This window comes from Rhodococcus sp. OAS809 (genome assembly GCF_040546695.1).
Classification (GTDB): domain Bacteria; phylum Actinomycetota; class Actinomycetes; order Mycobacteriales; family Mycobacteriaceae; genus Rhodococcus_F; species Rhodococcus_F qingshengii.
Genome location: NZ_JBEPOI010000002.1, coordinates 477,674 through 502,808 on the forward strand (window position 1 = coordinate 477,674; position 25,135 = coordinate 502,808).

8 protein-coding genes are annotated in these 25,135 nt (G+C 61.9%); 4 read left to right on the forward strand and 4 right to left on the reverse strand.

From position 1 onward, the window contains the following. Nucleotides 1-82: 82 nt before the first annotated feature. The 3 genes from ABIE52_RS05450 (at nucleotide 83) to ABIE52_RS05460 (ending at nucleotide 3,930) form a co-directional block, all read left to right on the forward strand. The gene (locus tag ABIE52_RS05450; protein WP_030537086.1) at nucleotides 83-2,074 is read left to right on the forward strand and encodes a glycosyltransferase family 39 protein; all 1,992 of its coding nucleotides are present in this window, start codon (nucleotides 83-85) and stop codon (nucleotides 2,072-2,074) included. 34 nt (nucleotides 2,075-2,108) lie between these two features. Continuing rightward, nucleotides 2,109-3,365, forward strand: a complete 1,257-nt coding sequence (locus ABIE52_RS05455; RefSeq protein ID WP_030537085.1) for a hypothetical protein — start codon at nucleotides 2,109-2,111, stop codon at nucleotides 3,363-3,365. 61 nt (nucleotides 3,366-3,426) lie between these two features. After that, nucleotides 3,427-3,930: a GbsR/MarR family transcriptional regulator gene (locus ABIE52_RS05460; RefSeq protein ID WP_030537084.1), complete on the forward strand. Its 504-nt coding sequence runs from the start codon at nucleotides 3,427-3,429 to the stop codon at nucleotides 3,928-3,930. A gap of 36 nt (nucleotides 3,931-3,966) precedes the next feature. On the opposite strand, the gene ABIE52_RS05465 is transcribed toward ABIE52_RS05460, so the two are convergent. Both ABIE52_RS05465 and ABIE52_RS05470 read right to left on the reverse strand, forming a co-directional pair. Next, nucleotides 3,967-4,998, reverse strand: coding sequence for an iron-siderophore ABC transporter substrate-binding protein (locus ABIE52_RS05465; protein WP_007732282.1), 1,032 nt, complete (start codon nucleotides 4,996-4,998; stop codon nucleotides 3,967-3,969). Nucleotides 4,999-5,180: 182 nt separating this feature from the next. Next, nucleotides 5,181-7,040, reverse strand: coding sequence for a DUF4012 domain-containing protein (locus ABIE52_RS05470; protein ID WP_030537083.1), 1,860 nt, complete (start codon nucleotides 7,038-7,040; stop codon nucleotides 5,181-5,183). Between the two features lie 192 nt (nucleotides 7,041-7,232). Between ABIE52_RS05470 and ABIE52_RS05475 the strand changes: the two genes are divergently transcribed. After that, complete coding sequence (locus tag ABIE52_RS05475; RefSeq protein ID WP_192712924.1) at nucleotides 7,233-23,444, forward strand: non-ribosomal peptide synthetase; 16,212 nt, start codon at nucleotides 7,233-7,235, stop codon at nucleotides 23,442-23,444. A 348-nt stretch (nucleotides 23,445-23,792) separates the two neighbouring features. Here the strand turns inward: ABIE52_RS05475 and ABIE52_RS05480 are convergent, their stop codons facing one another. Together ABIE52_RS05480 and ABIE52_RS05485 are read right to left on the reverse strand one after the other, a co-directional pair. Continuing rightward, nucleotides 23,793-24,362 carry a DUF5655 domain-containing protein gene (locus ABIE52_RS05480; RefSeq protein WP_030537081.1) on the reverse strand — a complete coding sequence of 190 codons (570 nt, stop codon included), beginning with the start codon at nucleotides 24,360-24,362 and terminating at the stop codon, nucleotides 23,793-23,795. Nucleotides 24,363-24,457: 95 nt separating this feature from the next. Next, a complete protein-coding gene (locus ABIE52_RS05485) occupies nucleotides 24,458-25,111 on the reverse strand; it encodes a GNAT family N-acetyltransferase (protein WP_179090782.1) in 654 nt (217 codons plus the stop codon). Nucleotides 25,112-25,135 lie beyond the last annotated feature (24 nt).

Sequence of the window (25,135 nt, forward strand, 5' to 3'; positions counted from 1 at the left end):
CAACTTTCCAGGCGGCTCCCAGTGCCGCCAGGGTTGGAGACGCGATCGTTGGCAGGACAGTAACTCGTGAAGGGACTTCCTGATGACCGCCGTTCTGCATCCGGCCCCGCGTCAGCGGCCGGCACCAACTGCCCATCGCGCGGAGCCCTCGCCGTCGTGGTTCCGCACGCGCAGTACGGGATTGGCGCTGACGATCCTGTTGGCAGCAACGGCAGTCCTGTATTTGTGGAATCTGACCGCGAGTGGCTACGCCAACACCTTCTACGCTGCAGCGGCGCAGGCCGGCTCCCAGAATTGGAAAGCGTGGTTCTTCGGGTCCCTCGATACCTCGAATTTCATCACGGTCGACAAACCGCCCGCTTCATTGTGGGTCATGGGTGTGTCCGGGCGAATCTTCGGATTTTCGAGTGCCAGCCTTCTAGTTCCGCAGGCATTGATGGGCATCGGATCGGTTGCGCTCGTATACGCGGCCGTCAAACGAGTGGCGTCGCCCGCTGCGGGTTTGGTGGCGGGAGCTGTTTTGGCAGCTACGCCCGCTGCCGCCCTGATGTTCAAGTTCGACAATCCTGATGCACTGTTGGTTCTGCTCATGACTCTCGCCGGCTACTTCGTTATTCGCGCCATGTGCACGGCGATCGGTCGTCGAGCCGCTATGTGGGTGGCGCTCGCAGGAGTAGCGCTGGGGTTTGCCTTTCTCACCAAGATGCTGCAAGGGCTGATGGTGTTGCCTGCATTTGGTGCCGCGTATTTGATCGCCGGACAGGTGCGCTTGCGGACTCGCCTGGTCCACCTGGTGATCGGTGCTGCGTCCGTTGTCATATCGGCTGGGTGGTGGGTGTTGGCAGTGTGGCTGTGGCCCGCTGATTCTCGCCCGTACATCGGCGGATCGACCAACAACAGCGTCATGGACTTGGTAGTGGGATACAACGGATTGGGTCGACTTTTCGGGAGCACCGGTGGCGGTGGCGGAATGGCCGGTGGCAGTGCAGGTTCGAGCTTCGGGGGAAGTGCCGGACTCGAACGGCTGTTCGGCAGCGAGATGGGTATCCAGATTTCCTGGCTTATTCCTGCGGCTTTGATTGCGCTGGTGTTCGGCCTGCTCGCCTGTGGGCGCGCACCGCGCACAGATCTTGTCCGTGCGTCGTTGATCCTTTGGGGTGGTTGGTTTCTCGTTACCGGCCTGATCTTCAGCTACATGTCCGGCACGATCCACCCCTATTACACAGTTGCGCTGGCGCCCGCCGTCGCGGGGATGATCGGGACCGGTGGATACGCTCTGTGGTTGGTCCGTGCCCGTTGGATCGGACGTTGCGGGTTGGCTGCGACGATGCTGGCTGCAGGAATCTGGAGCTGGGTGTTGTTGCACCGCAATGCCGACTGGCTGCCGATGCTGAAGTGGATTCTGTTGGCGGGCACTGTCGTCGGCGCGATCCTGGTTCTCGTGGGAGCTAAGGATCGATTTCGCAAGCTCGCTGTCGCTGGATTGATTCTTGGATCGTTGGCAGGGATAACCGGTTCTGCGTCTTACGCGATTGCCACTGCCGCAACAGCGCACGGTGGGTCCATCCCGACGGCCGGACCGACCGGCGCCGTGTCCGACTCCGGAATCGGCGGGGGAGGAGGTATGGGTGGGGGCCCAGAGCTGCAAAACGGTGACGCTCCGCCGAATTCTTCTGACGCGACTGTAAATCCGGCGTCGAACGGGCAAGAACTGAGTAGCGGCAGTGAAAGTACTTCCGAGTTGACGGCAATGCTGGTCAATGCGGGCACCACGTGGTCGGCCGCGACCAACGGCTCGCAAAGCGCAGCAACCTACGAGTTGGCCAGCAATACCGCGGTGATGGCGATCGGCGGTTGGAGTTCCGATCCCGCACCGACATTGGATCAATTCATCCAGTACGTGGCAGACGGAAAAATTCACTACTACATTGCCGGTGGCCAGGGCGGAAGCCAGCGAGAGGGCCAAAGCGGGGACAGCACGTCGAGTGTCATCCAGGAATGGGTCGAAGCGAATTTCACGTCGACAACGGTGGGAAATTCCACGATCTACGACCTCAGCGGGTATGTCGGATAGCGACGTAGTTGTTGTGGTAGGCAATGATCGAGAAATGTCTGGGCGCACCGCACACGAGTCGAACCGTCGCCGCGAGCAATGGACCTGGCGTGACGGGCTGGTGATCGTCTCGATCGTCGCCTTGGGAACGGTTGTCGCGGCGGTGACGAACGAAGACACGGGCGCGTCGATTCCCGGCTGCGATTCGGTGGCATCGCCGGGTCCGCCGGTGCGTATCAACTACGGTTTTGCCGGTGAGCCCGGCTATGACGACCCGGACTATCCATGGTTCTCGGGACCGAAGGCCACCGCCATGAGCGACGCACTACTCGAATCGCTGCCTTCCGATGTCGACGTTGCATTTGCGAGTCCATCGAAATCGCTCGAGTTTGCGCCGATCCAGAATTACCGGGGTGCCTCGTTTCCTGACGGGGTCGACCCGATCGAGTTCAGCGGTTCTACGTCGGCGAAGGGAACCTTGACTCGCGTCGGGCGGACTGCGGATATCTCGGTTCAGGTGCGTGCATGGGATCAGCCGGTGCCGCCGTGCTTGGAGGGTCTGGTGGATCGGCGGGAGCATCTCGAAAACGGAACAGTGCTCGACATCGCCGATTTCGAGGACAGAGCCGATTTCGAAGACACAGACGGTTCGGAAGTCGGGGGCGAGCGCGGAGTCGTCGCGTATCTCGGTGATGGATCCCGGGTTGTTGCCAGCGTCGACACGTCGACCGGAACTTCGTCGGATGCTTCCCCGCTCTTGACGATGGACGAACTGATCGCGTTAGCGACCGCGCCGGGGCTTGCGGTGACTGCGCCGGTTCCAGACTCGACGCCGCCGCCGATGGCATCCTGCTACACCGATTCTGTGAATGCCGGTCCACCTGCGTCGCGCATGGATATCGACCGACTGAATCAGTTGCTCGATGCACGTTGGAAGGATCTCGGCGCGGCAGGCGTCACTTTGGAGCGCCCGCTCGGTTCGTTGGTTCCAGATGATTACGGACAGGGAGGAGTGTGCGAGCGGATCGTCGCCTCGACAGCGGACGGCAGCAGCGATGTCGAAATATCAGTTGGTACCGCTGTGCCGGAACCGGGTGACACACTGACGTTGCCAGGCTCCACCACCGTGACTCGCCTGGTCGATCCCGATGGCTCGGGCGATGACACGGTCCGGGTTGTTCACCCCTCCGGCGAAACAGTAGTGGTGACCCAGTTCGTGACATCGGCTGGCTCCACATCGGCGTCGCCTTTGACAATCGAACAGCTCGAGTTCATCGCAACCACTCCAGGGCTGGTGATTTCGGCTCGGTGACGGTGGTGCTGGCACAATAGTGGCGAATTGTTCGTACCCAGAGACGTCGGAGGCTCAACGAATGGGCGATGCCAGCCCTGCTCGCGGTGACGATTTCTCCACCTGGTTCATCGACCAGTTCTCCGTGTACTGGCAGTCCGGCGGTGGGGCCCGCATCGAAGGACGTATTGCGGGCTATCTGTTGATCAGCGAGTCGCCAGGGGTCAGCGCCGAAGAGTTGGCGCAGGCACTCGGAGCAAGTCGCGGATCGGTGTCCACCTACATTCGTCGCTTGATCGACCGGGGGTTCGTCAAGCTCACGCGCAAGCCTCGGGATCGGACTCACTACTACGTCATGGATTCCGACGTGTGGGGCGGATTCCTCGAAACAGAGCACGTGTATCTCGAGAATCAACGCAAGCTTGCGACCGAGGCCCTGCAGTACGCAAATCCCAACGGTCCCGCGTACATTCGTGTGCTCAACATGCGCGATTACATGGGGTGGATCATCGACAATCGCATGCTGAGCAGTGAGTGGATGCGATTCAAAGCTGAACGCGACGGCAAGAAACCCGCGCCCGAATAGGACGCGGGTTTCTCGATCGCACGATGCTGATCTACATCACTTGTTCAGCTTCGCGATTGCCTCGTCGATCATCGGCACGTAGCGCTCGAGCGACCAGGGCACGGTCAGAGGGTTGATCATCGAGGAACCGGTGACGAAGGGCTGTTCGGTCGGAGCGATGACAGTTCCCCGAGCCACAGCGGGGATTGCCTGGTAAGCGGGCTGCGCTTCGATCTCGGCCCGGTTGGCCGGGTCCGAGTAGAAGGTGAAGAGCAGGTCGGACTTGTCGAGGAGGTTTGCGTTCTCGAGGCCGATGACGGCGGAGTCTGTTCCTTCAGATTCCGTCAAGGTGTAGACGACGGGATCCACCTGCAGGCCAAGTGCGCGGACCATGGCCACACGCTGCTCTTCGGCGAAAAAGACGCCGAGGGTTCCTGGGCCCGTGTTGTAGATGAAGGAGAAGCTGACGTCGGCGTAGTTCGGATGTGCTGCAGTCGATTCCGCGAACTGCGACTTGATCTTGTCGATTTCGGCTGTCGCCTTCTCGGATTCGCCCATGGCTTTGCCGATGACGTTGATCTGGTCTTCCCACGTGATGGTCCAGGGGCTCTCGGCGTAGGCGACGGTCGGCGCGAACGCGTTGAGTGAGTCGAACTGCTGCTGTGTGATGCCGGACCAGGGGGCGAGGATCAGGTCGGGTTCGAGAGCGATGATCGCCTCGATGTTGAGATCGGTTCCGCCGGTGAACTGCTCTGGCAGTTCGCCGCCTTGCTTCGTGACCGCTTCGTGGACCCACGGCAGATACCCGGTGTCGTCGCTGCCCCATGCGTACTTTTCGACGCCGACGGGGATCGTGCCGAGCGCGATTACGGTCTCTGCCGACCCCATGCCGAGAGTCACGATTCGCTCGGGTTTTTCGGTGATGACGGCGTTTCCGAGCGCACTTTCGATGGTGACGGTTTCGAAGTCGCTGCTGCTCGATTCGGTTGCGGTGTCGTTGTTACTGCATCCGCCGATTACCAGGGCGGCAATGACCAATCCACTCAGCGCCACAGTTCGGCGAAGTGAGCGCACACGGGCGTATCGCATGGGGAACCTTCCGTTGTCGATGCGCCGAGGAGTGAGACTCCGACGGATCGCAGCCGACGGCCGGTTCCAGGCGCGTCAGGAAGCATAGGCTAGCCTTTGGCAAAGTTTCAAATCTGCTGAAAGTTCACGAGCCCGACAAACGGCGACATGCCAGGGGCCTCGTCGACGTTTGCCGGTCAAGCTCAGCAGGTAGGCACGTCGACGGTAATCTTCGGGTCGTCGACCAGCGGCTGGACCGGTACGCGAGCTTCGCCCTCGGCTGTGGGCTCGGTCAGATCGAACTTCAGCTCAACCGTCTGGCCTCGCGGAATGACGGCCCTGGTCATGTAGGCCGGGTGACCCTGTTCAGTTCCGTTGACGGCAAACGAAATCTGTCCACCCACGGAGACGGCATCGAGTTTGGCGCCGGCTGTCGCAAGCAGAGTGACTGCAGCCACATTGGTGCCATTGGGCAGTCGTCCGGGGTTGTCGACGATCCCGCTGACATATTCGGTCAGGTCGGCGTCGGGCGCGTTGTTGGTCAGTCGAACGGTGACCGTTGTCTTTCGGGTGTCGCCGGTGCACGTCTGGGCTGTGTAGTCGATTTCTCGTGTGAGGTAGTAGTCGAGCTTGTTGCCGGCTTGGTTGTTGATCACCACACCGGCATACGGAGCCGCATCATCGGGAATGGTGTGCCCGAGGACGGTGTCGGCAAGAACCGATTGTTCGTCGGGGTGAGAGCTCCACACTGCGATTCTGCCCTCGCTGACACCTCTGCCCAGAGCCTCCAGTAATGCGCTCGGCGACTTGATGTTCCCGGTCATCTTCGCCACGACACGGGCCGCGATTGTCTGCAGATACTGCTTTCGTGCCTTGTTGTCGGAGGGAAAGCGTGCGTACGCGGTCGACTCGGTCAACTCAACGACGTTGTCGGCGGTGACCGACTCTCCGTCCGGCATCTCTACTGGTCCCACCGCCTCGAGGAGGTAACTCAGTGCTATCGGATCGGTCGCTATCGCGCCGTCGACCAGCTCACCCCCGGACTCCTGTGACCACAGGGACTGCCAGATCTGCGCTGCGTAGGGAAAGTGCGAGCTGAGGTTGCTGTTGCGAAAATCGGTGGTCGGTCGACTGTTTCCGTACAGCTGGTTGAAGTCAGGACCAAGGTCTATCGGTTGATTGTCCAGTGTTAGTTCGGAGTTGGGGGAGAGTGTGTCCACCCGAGCGGCGCCGTTGTCGACTCGGACGATGCCGTATCCACCCAACAGGCCGCCGGTTCCTCGCGCTTCCGCATTGGTCTGGAAACCGATGAAGTAGTTGCGCGGTCCGTCGGTGCCGAGCATCGCCGGTGCGATGCGCGCCGCGGTGGCGGTGTTCGTCAGGAGGGTAGCCAGTTCGCTTGTCTGCGACTGTAATTCTGCTCTGGCATCGTTAACTCGGCCCAGGTACTTCGATTCGGGAACTTCCTGTGCCTGCGACGACAGCAATTCCGCGGCGATAGCTGTTTCGGCCAGTTTCGGTTCCGCTTCGCGTAACGGTGCGAGTGCCAAGCGCCCACCGGGCTGCACCAATTCCGTTGGTGCGAGTGAAGTTCCGGTAGTCACGGCAGGGCCGAGAACGTCACGCGTAAGCCCCTGAACGACCTCGGTCATCTGGCGCGTCGACTCGAACGGCGACCCGATGACGGGAATTGCGGCGGTGATGTTCCAGGGGAGTGAATGGGTGTTGTCGTATGCGGCCGATGCTTCGCGATCGGCTTCCGCCGCGGCAGACTCTGCGACTCCCGTATCTCCGGCCAGGAGAGCGCTCTTCGCCGACTGTGCGTGGTCGCGAGCCGCCTCCAGGTTGTCTTTCGCCTCGTATGCCGTGTACCCGAGCCATGCCACGAAACCGCCCACTACCAGCGTCGTTGCGGTGATCGCGACTGCCGTTCTACGGCTTCGGAGAAAAGCGGCCGCCCCCTTGGTTTCGCGCTCCGGGCCCCTCGGTGGGATGGTGTTGGAGCCGCTCGGTTCAGCCCCGGAATCGTCGTCGGACTTTGGTCCCACCGTGTCGTTGTTCATCCGCTGAAGCTCCTGACGTTTGAGTGCGTGAAAGCTGCGTCGACATGTCTAGCAGTGTTGGCCCAGTGGTGAAAACTTAGACGAGACAGTAGGGTTCGGTTCGGCCGTTCGTGGTGTTCGCTCCCATGGATTCACGTGATCAGCCACCGAACGTTCGTGAAAAACAAGGCTGGTGAAATGTGAGGTGACGGGTTGAGTGCTTTTCCGTTGTCTCGGGCTCAGCTCGCGCTGTGGTTCGCGCAGCAATTGAGTCCGTCAACTCCGTTCGTGGTGGCTCAGTACGTGGAACTACGCGGACCGGTTGACGTCGACGCGCTGATCGAGGCAACGAATACGGCATGTCATGAATTGGAGTCGCCGTTCGTTCGCCTCGTCGCTACCGATGCCGAGCCGGCACAGGTCGTCGATCATTCGATCGTCGACGATCTCGCATACCTCGACTTACGCAGCGACCGCGACCCGGTTCAGCGCGCGAACGAGTGGATGACAGCGGAATACTCACGGCCACTTGACGTGATGTCTGACCGCCTGATCTCGGCAACCTTGCTTCACCTGGCAGATGAGCACTACTACTGGTACTCGCACGCCCATCACCTCGTGCTCGACGGACATGCGGCGATGACACTCACCGCTCGGGTGGCCGAGCGCTATTCGCATCTGGTTCATGGCAAGACGCTGACTCCTTTCGGTGGTCTCGGGGTACGTGCACTGCATGACCTCGACGTCGATTACCGATCCTCGTCGCGGTATCGATCGGACGAGCAGTACTGGACGGAGATGTCCGAAGGCCTGCCCCGCCCGGTTCGCCTCGCCGACGGCGCCGGCCTGACGTCCATGCCGCAGCGCATGATGGTGCGGACACTGAATCCAACTCTTGCAAAACAGCTTTCGGATGTCGCGACCGAGTGGACTACCTCCGAGGTGGCGGTCCTCGTCGGTGCATTCGCGTCCTATCTCGGTCGCATGACTGATTCCGATGACGTAGTCCTCAGCTTGCCGGTGTCCGGCCGCACCACGGCGACGTCGAAACGTTCAGGTGGGATGCTGTCCAACATCGTGCCTGTTCGTGCGCAACTCGAACGGGATCTGTCGCCACGAGAACTGGTGCGTCAGATCTCGGTTCAAATGACCGGTGCGCTACGCCACCAGCGATTCCGCTACGAGGACATGGGCTTCCAGGAAGGTCAGGGCGGATCCCGTGAGGCGGCGGGCCCGGCCGTGAACGTCATGATGTTTCACGAAGCCATTCGGCTCGGCGACGTCGTCGGCGAGTTTCACGTCCTCACATCCGGCCCCACCGAAGACCTGTTCTTCAGCATCTATCCGTCGATCGCGGGGGAGAACGTTCGCCTTTCCTTCGAAGCCAATCCGCACCTCTACAGCGAACGTGACCTGGCGATGCATCATCGTCAGTTCGTTCGGCTACTCGAGGGGTTCCTCGACTCTGCTACCCGTGCGCTCGGTGACCTCCGCATCCTCTCGACGGACGAAGTGAAGGATCTGGTCCCCGCGCTGGGTCCGCGGACGGACGGATTCGCGACGCTCGATTCGGTCATCAGAGGCGGCGCAGGGCAGGGGAGTGCTGTCGCGATCCGCGAGCAAGGTGTGGACGTCACTTACGACCAGCTCGGCGCTCGCGCGGATGCACTCTGCGCCTTGCTCGTGGAGAACGGAGTCGGACGAGGCGACGTCGTCGGGATCCTCACCGAGCGCTCGACCGATTCCGTAGTTGCATTCCACGCGGTAGTGCGGGCTGGTGCTGTCCTTCTTTACGTGGATCCTCAAACACCCTCCGAGCGTGTCGCTTTCATTCTCGACGACGCCGACGTGTCGGTTGTGGTCGGTGGCGAACTCGTGGACGTGCCGGCTTGGGTGTGCGTCGTTGATCCCAGTGGCGACGAGACCGTCGAAGGGCCGGTGGATCGACGCGTGGGGGCGGGTTCATCTATCGCCGACCTGTCTTTGGACGACACCGCCTACGTGGTCTACACCTCTGGTTCTACCGGGCGACCGAAGGGTGTCGCGGTCACGCACCGAGGCATTGTGCCGTTGCTGCGTTCTCACGCACGGCGTCTGAACATCGATAGTTCCTCCCGCGTCGCGCTCCTTGCAAACACATCGTTCGACGTGGCGATCCTCGAGATTCTGCTTGCGCACGGCTGCGGCGCGACCGCAGTGATCGTTCCTCCCGGATTGATCGGCGGAGTGGACCTCGAAGACTATTTGCGGCTCGAAGGTGTCACGCACCTGAACTCGACGCCATCGGTTCCGCTGACGATGGATCCTCGGAAACTGCCGGATCTTCGAGTGTTGAACGTCGGTGGCGAGCGACCGCCGGTGGCGCTCGTGGATGTGTGGTCGAGTCACGTCGACATCGTGAATTCGTACGGGCCCAGTGAAGCAACCGTCGCGGCATTCATGAGCGAGCCGCTCGCGCCTGGTGGTGATACTCCGATCGGGCGCCCGATCGACGGCGTTTCCGCTGTGGTGTTGGATTCGTCGTTGCTGCCCACTCCGGTCGGCGCCGCGGGGGAGCTGTACGTGATGGGACACGGACTGGCGCGAGGGTACCTTTCTCCGACGCTCACCGCGGAGCGTTTTGTCGCTGCGCCCTTCGGTGCTGCCGGCGCTGGTGAGCGTATGTACCGCACCGGGGATGTCGTGCGATGGAACGATGCCGGTCAACTCGAGTTCTTGGGCCGCTCTGACCAACAAGTCAAGATCCGTGGAGTACGCGTCGAACTGGGCGAGATCGAGGCTGTGCTCCTGTCGACTCCCGGCGTTGCGCAAGCAGCGGTGGTCGAGCGATCCGGGTCGCTTGCGGCGTATGTGACCGTGGCCGAAGGTGCAGCTCATCCGTTGAGCCAGACGATGGTGCTCGATCATCTGGCTTCCCGACTTCCTCGTTCCATGCTGCCGAGTTCGGTGACCATTTTGGCAGCATTGCCCGTCACGAGCCATGGAAAGACTGACCGTTCAGCGCTCCCCGAACCGGCGTCGTCCGCGCCGGCCGAGCAGCGCGCGGCGGTCAACCGTCCGATCGAGTACGACGAGGAATTGATTGCCTCGGTGATGGCCGAGGTCCTAGGCGTCGGAGTTCTCGGACCGCACTCCGACTTGTTCGCCTGGGGCGGTAGTTCACTCGACGCCGTGTATGTTGCCGCGCGAGTGAGTTCCGCCCTCGGAAGACGGGTTGGTGTCAGGGACGTGTTCGGTGCCCCGACGCCGGCGCGCCTGGCCCGGGTGATCCGTGCGGGGCGGGCGGAGTGGGTGGAGGAACCCCAACGCATTTCGGACGACCTCGTCGTGGAAATCGCACCGGCGCAACAACGCCTGTGGTTACTCAACCGTCTGGATCCCCAGTCGTCGGCGTACAACATTGCGTTCGAGGTCGCGTTCAGTGGTGCTCTGGATATCGAGGCGATGAGGGCGGCGGTAGGTGACCTGACCGATCGCCATCTCGTCTTGCGTACTGTTTTCTCGTTCGACCAGAATCACGATGCGTGGCCGATCCAGGTTGCGACCGCGACTCCGGTGACTCTGATCGAGGTTGCGTCCGAGGATTACGAGGCTGCGTCAGCGGATTTGGTTGCGGCGGGTTTCGACCTGGCGACCGATGCGCCTCTTCGCTTGATCCTCGCCTCCGGCAGCGACGCCGACCACCGCATGACCGTGGTTGCCCATCACATCGCCCTGGACGGCCTTTCGTTCGCGACGATCGTCTCGGACCTCGTCGCGGCGTACGACGCTCGCGCCGACGGACGGTCGCCGATCTGGCCTTCGCCCGCTCTCGACTACCGCGACTATTCCGCTTGGCACAGAACCATTCTCGGTGATCCCGCGGATCCACAGAGCTTGGCAGGACGCCAGCTGGAATTCTGGTCCGACACACTCGCCGGTGTTGATCCGACTCTTGCGCTTCCCGTGGACAGATCCCGCCGGCCGGACCAACCGTCGTCGGCTCGGGACGTGACGTTCGAGTTGCCCTCACCCATCCATGCGGCGCTGAACGAGATCGCTCGCGCGCACGACTGCACAACCTTCATGGTGTTGCACGCCTGCCTTTCGATCGCACTGAGCAAGATCACCGGTGCGTCCGATGTGGTCATCGGGACCCCGACCTCCGGACGAACGCATCCTTCGTTCGACGGTGTCGTCGGTATGTTCGTCGGGACCGTCGCGCTGCGAACGCTCCTTCGCGGCGGAGACACGTTCGGTGAGTTCTTGACTCAGGTGCGCGAGGTTGATGTGGCGGCCCTGTCCAATGCCGACGTTCCGTTCGACTGGGTGGTCGACCGTGCGGTCGGTGGGGGCGTAGGTGAGAAGAATTCCTTCCTCAGAGTGGTTCTCGCTGTCGATCCGGTAGCGCCCGACTCCGCGATCGCGATGGGAACTTTGACGGCGCACGGCACTCCGCTACCTCCGGTCCACCCTCGCTTCGACCTCGAAGTGACTGTGCGCGAGGATCGTACGATTGACGGCGACGCGAGCGGTGTTCGCGGCACTTTCCGATATGCCGCCGATCTGTTCGATGCAGGCACCGTGCAGAGCTGGGTCGAGCGGCTTCGTCGAGTGTGTGGCTCGATTACCGAGAACTCGTCAATCATGCTGCGTGACATCGATGTTCTCAGTGTTGCGGAACGCGAAGAATTGTCGGCTCGGGTGCCGGCGCCGTCGATTGTCGCGCAGTCGCTGCCTGACCTCTTCGGGGCCGTCGCAGCCCGGCATCCGAATGCAATCGCGGTGTCGAGTGGCGATACTCGTTTCACCTATGAAGAGGTGCGAGTTCGTTCGGAGGGCCTTGCCGCTGTCTTGATCGATCGAGGAATTCGAGTCGGTGATCGCGTGGCGGTCGCCCTGCCTCGATCGGTCGACCTCGTCGTAGCCATCATCGCTGTCGTTCGCGCGGGCGCGACGTACGTACCGATCGACTTGCAGTATCCCGACGCTCGTATCCACTACGTACTTGCCGATGCAGGCCCGAAAGCGATTCTGTCGACGGACGAATCTGCTGGGCGGTTCGTTGGGTACGAGCAACTTGTCATCTTCGTGGACGAGACGACTGACGCTACGGCCGACTGGCCCGTTGCACAGTCGGAGTCCGCCGCCTACGTGATCTACACTTCCGGATCAACTGGAGCTCCCAAAGGCGTAGTGGTGTCTCAGGACAACGTGTTGGCGCTGCTCGCCTCGACCCGAGAGATCTTCGACTTCAACGCCGAAGATGTATGGACGATGTTTCATTCGTACGCATTCGACTTCTCGGTCTGGGAGATGTGGGGTTCGTTGACCACTGGCGGATCCCTCGTGATCGTGGACGGTGATGTCGCGCGCTCACCCGAAAGATTCGCGGATCTGATTGTGCGGGAACGAGTGACCGTTCTCAATCAGACCCCGGCCGCCTTCTATGCGTTGGCGGAAGTCACGCAGGAAATGCTGCTTCCGCTCCGGACGATTGTTTTCGGCGGTGATCGCCTCGACGCCGGGCGCGTGGAGGCTTGGTTCGATCGGCACCCGGACGTGCGGGGCGTCAACATGTTCGGAATCACCGAAACCACAGTCCATGTCACCAGTTTCGATCTTGTCCCCGGTGACGAGACTGTCTCGCCGATCGGGTCCCCACTACCAGGGTTGCGCAGCTACGTACTGGACGCGTCGTTGAAGCCCGTCCCTCCGGGATCTGTCGGCGAACTGTATGTTGCGGGTCCGCAGGTGGCCGAAGGCTACTTGGGTCGACCCGCGATGACGTCTTCGCGATTCGTGCCTGAACCCGGATTCGATGGATCACGGATGTACCGCAGCGGCGATCTGGTCCGTTGGCGAGCCGGCCGACTCGAATATGTTCGCCGCGCCGACGGTCAGATGGCACTGCGCGGTTACCGCATCGAACCGGGCGAGGTCGAATCCGCGCTGTTGGCTCACACGTCGGTGGAGCAGGCCGCGGTAGTGGTGAGAGAACTCGACAGCGGGCCGACTTTGGTCGGTTACATCACCCCGGGGAGCGGACACGACCTCGACGGCGTCTTGCGGACTGCTCGTTCGTTGCTGCCCGCGCACATGGTTCCGTCGGCTTTGATGGCGCTCGCGTCATTACCGGTCACGATCAACGGCAAAATCGACCGAGCATCGTTGCCGACCCCGGTGTCTCTCACGCAGCCGACTCGGCAGTCGCGAGACTTCTTCGAGCAGACAGTCGCAGCCATTCTGAGCGATTTGATGGAAGTTCCGCATGTCGATCCGGTCCGGAACCTCTTCGATCAAGGCGCCAATTCCTTGATCGCCACTCGTCTTTCGTCGCGTCTGAACTCCGCCCTGGGCTGTAACCTCGACGTCCGCGATGTGTTCGAGCACCCATCCGTCGATCAGCTCGCAGACATCGCTGCTGCGCGGATAGGTGTAGGGCGAACCGGCGCGGAGCACGCGTCTGACGTGTCCTTGGGGCCTCGTTCGGACAACACGGAAGTGCACCTGTCAGCTTCCCAGCATCGAATGTGGATTCTGAATCAGTTGGATACAGACTCCGCCGGATACAACATCCCGATCGTGCTGCGCTTGGCAGGCGAGCTGGACGTGGTTGCGGCCGAACTGGCAATTCGTGACGTGATCAATCGCCATCGCACTCTGCGGACCGTGTACCCGGTTGTCGGCGGCGGCCCGGTTCAGACGGTGCTCGACGCCGAGGATGCGCTTCCGGCCTTTCAGCTCGAGGCACTCGACGGCGGCGACGCCGAGAATTGTGTAGCAGAACTGGTGGGTTCGGGCTTCGATGTCACCGTTGATCCGCCCGTACGTGCGGCACTTCTCCAGGTTTCACCTGTCGAGCACATCCTGGCTGTCGTCGTCCATCACATTGCCGCCGACGCTCGATCACTCGAATTGTTGGTCCGCGACTTCACTGCGGCGTACATCGCCCGCTCGGCGCAGCACGCTCCGCAGTGGTCGCCGCTCGCGCTCGAATACTCCGATTACAGTGCATGGCAAAGGGAATCGGGGATTCCCGAGACGGCACGCAGCTACTGGATGCAGGCTCTCGAAGGACTTCCCGAGCAGGTGACGCTTCCCCTCGATCGTCCACGTTCGACGTTCGCCCGTGCGTCGAGCTGTCGGGTGGAGATCTCAGGTTCGGTACGAACGGGCCTTCAGACACTCGCACGATCGAACAACGCGACCATGTTCATGGTTGTACACGCCGCTCTCGCGGCGCTGTTGGCGAGGTACAACGGTAGCGATGACGTAGCTGTCGGCACTGTTGTGTCCGGACGCGTCACACCTGAACTCGACGAGCTGGTCGGCATGTTTGCCGGCACGATTGTTCTTCGAACCGAAGTCGATCCGTCGAACTCGTTCGGCCGGTTGGTCGAGCAGGTTCGTCAGCGTGACGTAGCGGCGTTCGCGCACGCAGAGATGCCCTTCGAATCGCTGGTCGATCTGATCGACCCACCGCGATCGCGTTCGCGACATCCGTTGTTCCAGGTGGCGCTCTCGTTCCGAACTGCTGAGACCGCCGCGTGGTCGATACCAGGGCTGGACATCACACAGATTGCTCCTGAAGTCAGGCACGCAAATTTCGATCTGCAGGTCAACGTCACGGACGAGGGGGTCGGGGGCGAACTCGGTCTCGAATTCGTCTACAACGCTGATCTATTCGATGATCTGACGGTATCGAGCTTTGCGGGCCGGTTCGAGCGCTTCCTGAATCAAGTGTCTGTCGACCCGAATGTCGCCGTAGGGCAAATCGACCTGTTGGACAGTGCGGAACGAGCTCTTCTCGTCCCCGCACACGGCGCGGTCGACCGGCCTGATCGATCTCGACTTTCCGGTACGACACTTGCCTCCATGCTGCGCTTCGGCGTCGAATCCGCCCCGGACGCTGTGGCGGTCGAGGGTGAGGGCAACACACTGACTTACCGGGAACTCGATGCCCAGTCGGATGTCGCAGCCGACGAGTTGCGCTCCCGGGGAGTTGGAGTCGACCAGGTCGCTGCTTGGACTGCAGATCGGTCGATTGCGTCGATCGTGCAACTGTGGGCAATCGCGAAGGTCGGTGCAGCTCCGGCATTGACGGACCCGGAACAGCCGCAGGCGCGAGTACGCGATGTCCTCGAAACACTGGGCACCGGAGCGATCGGCGGCCGCAACGCTGGTGGTGAAGACGCTGGTGCTGAAGACGCTGGTGGTGAGAAAGTCACCGACTCGGTGCGCGAATATTCCGAGAACCTGGCGGCCTACGTAGTTTTCACGTCAGGAACGACCGGAACCCCCAAGGCTGTGGTCGTGACCAACGGCGGGCTCGGTGTGATCGCCGAAGACCTGCCCGGTCGATTCTCGGCTGGGCCAGGTTCTCGCGTATTCCATCGCGGAGCGCCAGGATTCGACATGACGTTGCTCGAGGTGCTCATCGCGAGTGCGTCCGGGGCCACGCTCGTTCTGGCGAAGAACGAAGAACTGTTCGGCTCGGGACTCGCATCAGCACTGAGGCGCGAGCGAATTACTCATCTGTGCGCCACACCTACTGTCGTCGCCTCCATCGGCGATCCTTCGCTGCCGGACCTTTCCACGGTGATGTTCGGGGGCGAGCGACTCGGCGGCGCGTTGGCGAAGCGCTGGCAAGCCGGACGCCGAGTCATCAACGGATACGGACCTGCCGAGTCGACGATGTATTCGCTTGCTACCGAACCACTGTCGATCGAACAACTGTCGGCTGACACTCACGACGGATCGATCGGGTATCCACTGGCCGGGGTCGACGCCGTCGTGCTCGATGATCGACTCGAACCGGTGCCGCCGGGAGTCGCCGGCGAACTGTATCTCTCAGGTCGAATGCTCGCTCGCGGTTACGCCGGCCAACCGGCCCGAACTGCGGAACGATTCGTGGCAACCGGTTCAGGCGCCCGGATGTACCGGACGGGCGATCTGGTGATGTGGAAGCCGGAAAGCCCCAAATCCGAGGGAAATACGTATCGCCTGCATTATCTCGGGCGAACCGACGTGCAGGTGAAGGTCAACGGTGTCCGGATCGAACCGGGTGAGATCGAGGCAGTCATTCAGTCTGTCGCGAACGTCGACTTCTGTGTCGTCGGGGTTCGGTCGGCCGAAGGTGGAAGTCCTCTGTTGGTCGCCTACGTGAGAAGTTCAGGTGCCGAAAGAGTTGACACAGGTCAACTTCGCGCTGCCGCCGCAGAAGTCCTTCCGACGTACATGGTTCCGCATGCCATCGTCGACATCGAGGGCGAGCTTCCGATGCGGAACGGCAAGGTCGACTTCGCCCGTCTCCCGTCGCCGACACTGGATGCTTCCCGTGCAGAGGGGCCGGCCACCGCCACCGAACGTGTTGTAGCCGGAGCTTTTGGTTCCGTCCTCGGTGGGAATGAGGACGACCGCGACGCAGACTTCTTCTCGCTCGGGGGCAACTCGCTGTCGGCCGCGGAGGTTACCTCGCTCTTGAGTAGTACTCTGGGGCTGGTTGTTCCGCTCAGGACCGTATTCGAGCATCCAACAGTTGCGGCGTTGGCAGCCCGGCTCGATTCGCTCGAGCAGAACGACTCGGTGACCGATCTTGTCCGACTGGAACCGCGCCGCGACCCCACGCCCGCACCCCTGTCACGAAACCAGCGTGCGATGTGGGTACTGAATCAGCGGAACACGGCGAGCGGCGCGTACAACCTGCCGATCTGCATCGAGATCGACGGTGAACTCGACGCGGCGGCGCTGCGTCAGGCAGCAACGGATCTTGTCGGTCGTCATGATGTCCTCAGAACCCGGTATCCGGGCACTCCACCGGTTCAGGTCGTGGATCCTCCGACCTCCGTGACAATGGAAACGCGGCTGGTCGCCGACATCGAGGTCGAGGTGCTGCTGCGAGAGTTCGGCTCGCGTGGTTTCGATGTAGCGGCAGACCTGCCGGTGCGCTGGATGCTGCTCCAGGTGTCACCGGTCAGGCACGTTCTGGCAGTGAGCTTTCATCACATCGCAGTCGACGGGGTGTCGATGCGAACGGTGGTCGGCGACCTGCTGACCGCGTACGGCAAGCGACGAGCTGGACTGGATTCGCAATGGTCTCCGTTGCCGATCCAGTACGGGGATTTTGCCGCGTGGGAGGCAGCACGTGACGTTTCCCCTGTCGTCGAGCAGTTCTGGCGCCGAACCCTCGACGGTGTGACATCTGTGTCTCCGCTGACGGTGGATCACTCCGATGGCGGGCCGGATACCGTGGCGCAGCGAGTGAACTTCGTGATACCAGCCGTCATCACCTCGGCACTGCAGGCGCGAGCCGACCGATTGAAGGTTTCGCTGTTCGCGGTGGTTCATGCGGCGTTGTCGGTGGTGCTTGCCAAGCTGAGTGGAAATCCCGATGTCGTGATCGCGACAGCTGTCGACGGACGGCGGGCGCCTCAGCTCGACGGCGTGGTCGGCATGTTCGTGGATACGGTGCCTCTTCGCCTTCGGATCGACGGGGACGTGCCGATCGATCTTCTGTTGGGTGCAGCTTTCGATGCTGATGTGGCAGCGTTCGATAACAGCTCTGTTCCTGCCGAGTTGGTTGGTGAGCTGCTCGGTGGACGAACTCCCCAGATTGCGCTGGGTCTGCAGAACTTCGCGATCCCTGCCGTGGAGGTTTCCGGCCTCACGATCGAGGCTCGCGAAATCGAGACCGCGACAACGAAGTTCCCCATGCATGTCTCGCTCGCACCCGCTGACGACGGTTCATTGACCGGAGCGCTCATCTATGCCGCGAGCGCATTCGATCCTTCGAGCGCCGACGCGGTTACCCGACAGCTGTCGAGAGTGCTCACCTCGATTGCCGAGGATGTACCAGTACTCGTTTCGGATCTCGTGGTGGGCGCGGCGCCCAGTTGGACTGCTGCCGAGGTCGATTCGTCCCGCACACTGACCGAGATCTTCGCCGCCACCGCGGCGCGATTCCCGAACAACATTGCTCTCGACGACGGACACCGCACGGTGACGTATGCCGAACTCGACTCTGCCTCGGATGCCCAAGCCTGGGAACTGGTGGCTCGGGGAGCAGGACCGGGTGCCGTGTACGAGATTCCGGCGGTACGGACTATCGCGTACCTGGTCCGAATGTTGGCGATCTCGAAAACGGGAGCGGCATTCGTGCCGATCGACCCCGACCTGCCACCGGCACGTCTGAAGCAGCTGCGCACAGTCCTCTCCGATCGCAGCCCTGTTCCCGGTCGGCAGTATCCGGATTCAGTCGCGTACGTTGTTCACACGTCCGGGTCGACCGGTGAACCGAAAGGCGTTGCAGTCACACACCGAGGACTGGGCCTGCTGACCGACGATGCTGTCCGCAAGTACGGCGTGACTTCGGACTCGGTTGTGCTGCACGGTTACAAACCGACGTTCGATGCAGCAATCCTCGAGATGATGTTGGCGATCGGCGCCGGGGCTACCTTGGCGGTCGCTCCTCGGGAGGCTTTCGGCGGAAGGGCACTCGAAGAATTCGTCGCAGAACGCGGCGTCACTCACATGTTGTCCACTCCAGCCGTACTCGACACGATGGCTCCAGAGCGGTTCGATTCGCTCGAGGTGGTGGCAGTCGGTGGCGATGTGCTCTCACCTTCCACCGCGCGTGCGTGGAGTCGCCGCGCGCGAATGCTCAATGCGTACGGACCGACGGAATGCACGGTGGTCACCACTGTCGCCGAAGTGGATCATCGGGTCACCATCGGAGTCCCGCTCGCCGGAATCGGTGCAGAGGTGCTCGATACGCGACTGCGTCCGGTGCCGTGGGCCGGGATCGGTGAGTTGTACGTCAGCGGGCCCGGGCTTGCGATGGGCTATGCCGGAGATCCTGCCGGCACCGCCACGTCGTTCATCGCAGCACCCGGTGGGCACCGCCGTTATCGGACCGGTGATCTGGTTCATCGCCGCACGGATGACACGCTCGGATTCGTCGGACGCTCCGACCGTCAGATGAGCGTGCGAGGAATCCGCGTCGAGCCCGCCGAAATCGAATCAGCTCTGCGTCGGTGCACGGGCGTCGAGGCTGCGGCGGTTGTCCTCGTCGACGACATCGCCGTTGCGTGCGCGGTCGGCGATGGTGTGGAGGCGGATCAGCTGACAATCGAGTTGGCCGCGATGTTGCCTGCGTATCTGATGCCCGGCCGCGTGGTCGTATTGGAGTCGATCCCGCTCACGACGAACGGAAAACTGGACGCAGATGCGTTGCGGCGCCATGTGTTCGAGAGCCAGGCGCCCGATGCAGCAGTGACGGTTTCGGAGGAACTCGTCACCGCTGTCATGTCGGAACACGTGTCCGGAAGTTTCGGCGCTCTGCACAACCTGTTCGAATCAGGTGGTGATTCGTTGGCCGCGGCAGCGGTGGCAGGTCGACTCGCCTCGATCTTCGCGCGAGATGTGCCTGTTCGCGCCGTCTTCGACAATCCGTCGCCGCGAGCGATGTCTCAGTGGCTGTCGGCGAGCGCGTCCGATGGCAAACGCCGCGAACTGACTCGACGTGATCCCGGCAAGCCGGCCCCGCTGGCGCCCTCGCAACAACGACTCTGGCTGATCAATCAGCTTCAGCCGGAATCGACTGCGTACAACCTGACGTTTGCAGCGGTCCTGGCAGACGACATCGATCGTTCGGTCTTGAGCAGCGCGCTCGGCGACGTCGTCGATCACCACGCCGTTTTGCGAACTGTCTGTGTTCCGGGTGAATTCGGTCCGCAACAACGTGAAATGGACTCTGTTGCATTCGATCTCACTGCGGTACACGTCGGCGATATCCGTGCGAGCGCTTCGGCATTCGCGACTGTGCCGTTCGATCTCGAACGAGATGTTCCGTTCCGTGTGCGTGTGTTCGCCGAAAAGGCAGGAGTCGACTCTGCAGGACTGACGGTCCTGGTCATCGTTGTTCACCACATCGCGATCGACGGAGCGTCGATGGGCCCGATCCTGACCGATTTCGTGGCAGCCTTCGAGGCCAGGTCGGCAGGTCTTCCCTGGGATCGCTCGTCGGGGGAGATCAGCTACGGCGACTACAGTTTCTGGGCGAGAGAGAGCTTGGGTGACCCCGAGGATTCTCTCAGCATGGCTCACCGGCAACTCGACTATTGGTCGGACGCACTTTGTGGCGTCGAGGATGTGTTGGCTCTACCCGTCGACAACCCCCGGAGTCCCGTGTCTTCACGATCCGAGGAGATGGTGACGGAAGTCCTCGACGGCGCCACCTACGACGCGTTGTCGGCGTTGGCTCGTTCGCATGGCGTCACGGTATTCATGGTCGTCCACAGCGTGATTGCCGTGCTGCTCGCTCGCGAGTGCGTCACGGACGACGTCGTGGTGGGAGCAGCTGTGAGTCTGCGGAACGATCCGGCGCTGCTGAGCGTCGCCGGAATGATGGTGGGTACTGTTGCATTGCGCACGAGGATCAACTCCACCGATCGCTTCGCTGCTGTTCTGGACGAGGTTCGCCGTGTCGATCTGGAAGCAATGGCGAACGCGGACGTCTCGTTCGACGACGTCGTTGCGAAGGTTGATCCGCCGCGCAGGATGAACGAGCATCCGCTGTTCACGGTCATGCTGGCGTACCGGCGAGCGCTGGAGTTGCCGCAGATCGACGGCATTACCGTCTTCGACATCGACAATTCAGGGGCGTCGACCGGTTACGACTTGACGTGGGACCTGGTCGACACCGGTGACAGTCTGACTATTCGATTGCTGTATGCGACGGACAAGTTCCGCGAGTCGACCGCGGAACTGTTCATGCAGCGGGTGAGACGTATCGCCGAATCAGTGACCGTGGAACCCGAGATTGTGATCGGGGAGATCGAACTGCTGTCCGGACTCGAACGCTCGGCGCTGACTGCTGCGAATCCTCGCCACGTCGAACCTCTGACGATTGCCGACATTTTCGAACGCGCTCTGCGTCAGGCGCCCGACGGCGTAGCGCTGGAAGAGAACGGCAGACGCTGGACTTACCGCGACCTGCACGAGGAGTCGTCGCACTGGACACGCGAGTTGGTGGTCCGAGGAATCGGACCCGACGACGTGGTGGCCGTTGCGCTCGGGCGCGGGCATCTGTGGATCGTTGCGTTGTGGGCAGTAGCGCGTGCAGGCGCAGCGTGGCTGTCGCTCGATCCGGCGCTGCCGACAGCGCGCCGGCAGACGATGGTCGAGGAATGCGGTTCGGTTGTCGGTTTGACAGCGGGAGGTGCATCCGAGAGTTTGCCCGAGTGCGTCGAGTGGGTGGCGATGGACGAATCCCGCACTGCTGGTGGCGCTGCCGAGGTATCGGCAACGCCGGCTCACCCCGACAACCTCGCCTACGTCATCTACACGTCGGGTTCCACGGGAAGACCCAAGGGCGTGGAGGTTTCACATCGCGGAATCATGAACGTCTGCACCGCCCACGCCGAGATCGCCGAGCTCGAGCGTGGCCCCCGAGTCCTGCAATTGGCGTCGTCGACCTTCGACGCGTCGGTGATCGAGATCCTTCTCGCGGCTGCAGGGTGTGGAACGCTGATTCTGACTCCCGACTTCGTCTACGGGGGAGAAGAACTCACGAATCTGCTGGTCGCCGCCGACGTAACACATCTGATCGTGACGCCGACGGTCCTGGCGACAGTCGATCCGGATGCAGTGCAACCGTTGATCGTCGAATCGATGGGGGAGCCGCTCTCTGCGCGCCTTGCGTCGGCGTGGTCACCCCGACATCGCATCGTCAACGGATACGGACCGACCGAATCAACGATCGCGGCATCGATTTCCGCACGGATCACTGACGGGGACGTCACTGTCGGCACTCCAGTCCCTGGTTCGACGGCATTTGTTCTCGATCAGAGGCTCCGACCGGTTCCGGATGGCGTTGCGGGAGAACTGTTCCTCGCCGGTGAGAATGTGGCACGGGGGTACGTCGCTTCCCCGGCTCTGACGTCCGAGCGCTTTGTTGCCAATCCTCATGCGGTGGGGACTCGGATGTATCGCACGGGTGACCTCGTGCGTCGTAGGCGTCACGACCGAGCGCTCGAGTACCTGGGTCGCAACGACGCGCAGGTGAAGGTGCGGGGTGTCCGCGTGGAACCGGCGGAGGTCGACGCGGCCCTGTCAAGCCATGGAGCAGTGGCCTTCTCGGTAACCGTTGTCTGTGACGACGGGCACGGAGCCGCTGAACTCCGGTCGTACGTAACGCTGGCGGAAAACGGTTCGGCGACGGAATCGGAGCTTCGCGGGTTCGTCTCCGGCCTGCTGCCGAAGCACCTGCTGCCTTCGTCGGTGACGATAGTGGGCGAGGTACCGTTGCTCGCTTCGGGGAAGATAGACGCAGCGGCACTTCCTGCTCCTTCACCGCAGCCAGGGTCGAGTGTGGATCGACCCATCTCGGATACCGAACGTCACGTGGCACAGGCATTCGAGGGCGTGACCGGCGCGAAATCGGTCGGCCGCTACGACGACTTCTTCGAGCTCGGCGGGACATCGATGGGTGCAGTTCGAGTGGTTACGCGCTTGCGTGAGAGCCTGAACAGGGAATTCCCGGTTCAATGGATTTTCACCGACCGAACTGTGGCGGAGCTTGCCTCTCGGATGGATCTCGTTCATGCCGATGTCTTCGAGGGTGATTCGCTTCGTTCGGATCCGCTGGACACGGTCGTCATGCTCGGCGGCGACCCCGATGACCAACGGCCGCCGTTGTTCTGTGTGCATCCGGTCAGCGGAATCGCCTGGTGCTACGCCGGACTCGTCGGTCAGCTGCGGGGTCGACGGGTGTACGGCATCCAGGCAACGGGAGCAGGTGAATTGCCAGGCACGGTGGCGGAGTTGGCGTCGGGGTACGTCGATGCCGTACGGACGGTGCAGCCGTCGGGTGAATACCATCTACTCGGTTGGTCTGCCGGCGGAACGATCGCGCTCGAGATGGCGAGCCAGCTCGAAGAGGCCGGCGATCTGGTCGGTTCGGTTGTCATGCTCGACGCGCTGTTACCGGAGATGATGCCATCGGTACAAGCGGCTCCGAAACCTTCCGAACTGTTCGCGCAGATCGGGCTATCCGAGGTTGAAACTGAAACTGCAGCACTGACTTTCACAGACGTTGCGACAGAGATCCGAAGGCAGACCGGTATGGATTTCCTTTCCGATACGGTACTCGAATCCGTAGTGGGTCGGGTGGAAAAACTGTCGCGAATCGTTCGGGACCACACGCCGAGGCACTATTTCGGGTCAGTGGAACTGTTTGTGGCGCAGCATGATCTGCCTGAACATCGTCACCTGGTCGAAAGGTGGTCCGAACTGGTGGGGCCGTTGCGGGCGTACCTGGTCGACTGCTCCCACTCGGAAATGTCGAGCACTGAGGTGTTGGCGGAGGTCGCCCAAGTTCTCGTCGGCTATCTCGAAGGTGTCGATTCGGATTCGAAGGATCGCAATCATACTGGGGTGCAGTAGATCTAACGGGCCGGGACTTTGGTCCGGAATTGTCACTCCCGTGGTCCCCTTGCTTCAGTTCCGCAAGTGGAATCGGTAGCATTTCCCTTGTGGCAGTAAGCCATTCAGAAACTATCTCCGGAGGATCGTATGTTGGGTTCCCTTTTTTCCATCAGCTCTGAAATCGGTGTTCCGTCCGTCGACGCGCTCTTCGAGGCTGCTCGGACCATCATCGGCGCGCTCTTCGGCCTGAGCTGACACGTCGCAGCGACCTTCCCCCGCGGTGAAGAAAGTCCCTGTTCTCCGTCAAGGAGGACAGGGACTTTCGTGCAGCCTGCAGGTGCGTTTGCGTGGCGGTGAGTGGGTGACCTACCGGCCGTTCTGTTGATACGCGATCGCTGTCAGCGATCCGACTTCGTCGTTCACGTCTGCGGTGCTGGTGAGCCCGATCTTGTGGGTCGACTGCCCGGGAGCTTTGGCCGTGACAAGAAGTTCGGATTCGGGGGCCTCGACAAAACGTAGTCCGAGGTCGACTCGGGCCGTGGTGGCCGCTGCGATGGTGGCGAATTGGCGAGCGCGAATGAAGGGTGTGTAGGTTCCGCGGCCTTCGACCCGAACATCGGTTCCGAGTTCTTCGATCAGACGTCGGGCTGCATCGAAGATCGGCCGCAGTGCTGCCTTCGGGCCGCTGTACTGCTGGTCGATGTATTGCTCGACGGTCGGCTCCACCCATCCGGACTGTTCGGCAGTCTCGAATGCAATTGCCCACTGCGAATTCTGCGGTACACCGTGCTCTGCTTTCAGCCACTTGCGCACTTCGTTCTGATCGAGCGGGTCGACCCCGGACGTCCGTACGGCCTCAACCCATTCTTCGAGGGTGCGCCCGGTACGGTCGCGCATGGACGAGGTGACTGCGGCCATCATGTCGGAGGGTTCCATGTGTCTGTTCTATCGGTTGTCACTGTTCTACTGGTTGTCGCTGTTCTTCCGGTTGTCGCTGCTCTCTCGGTTCTCACTGTGCACGGGTAGCTCGCTCAGTCGATGCCGAGCATCGTCTTGAACGCGCGCACGCCGGTCACTTCGACGGGATACGGCGGTGCGACAAAATCTTCGCGGCTGAGGGTGAAGAGACGACGCACGGTCATGCGACCGTCGGCAGCCAACTCCTCTACTGTGCCGTCTGCGCGGTACCCGACTTTGGTGGACACCGTGATCGAGGCGGGGTTGTCCGTGAATGCCGATGACACGACGCTTCGTGCACCCAAAGAGTCGAATGCGAATGCGCAGATTGCCTGTCGGGCGAGAGTGCCGACACCCCGGCCTTGGAACCCGCGTCCGATCCACGAGCCGGTTTCACCGGTACGACTTTTGGGAAAGTCCGTCGCGGCGAACGCCTGGCAGCCGACGATTTCTCCGTCGACGACAATGGCTGTTTCGAATTTCCAGTCGGTCATGGTCATCGCTCCGCGGACCGACCAGTGGTATTGGATGAATCTTCGCGACACTTCGTCGGGAGTGCCCACTGTCCAGGGGACGAGAAACGGCATCTGTTCGGCGGGGTGAATGCCGGCTCGGACCAGCGCAGTGAGTTCGGGGAAATGATCGTCGCGCACAGGGAGCAAGGTGACGGGCCCACACGTGATCGTGACTCCGTACGGAGGCCAGATCTCTCGCAGTGGGTCAACCATCGTCTTCAGACCTTCGTTTCGTGT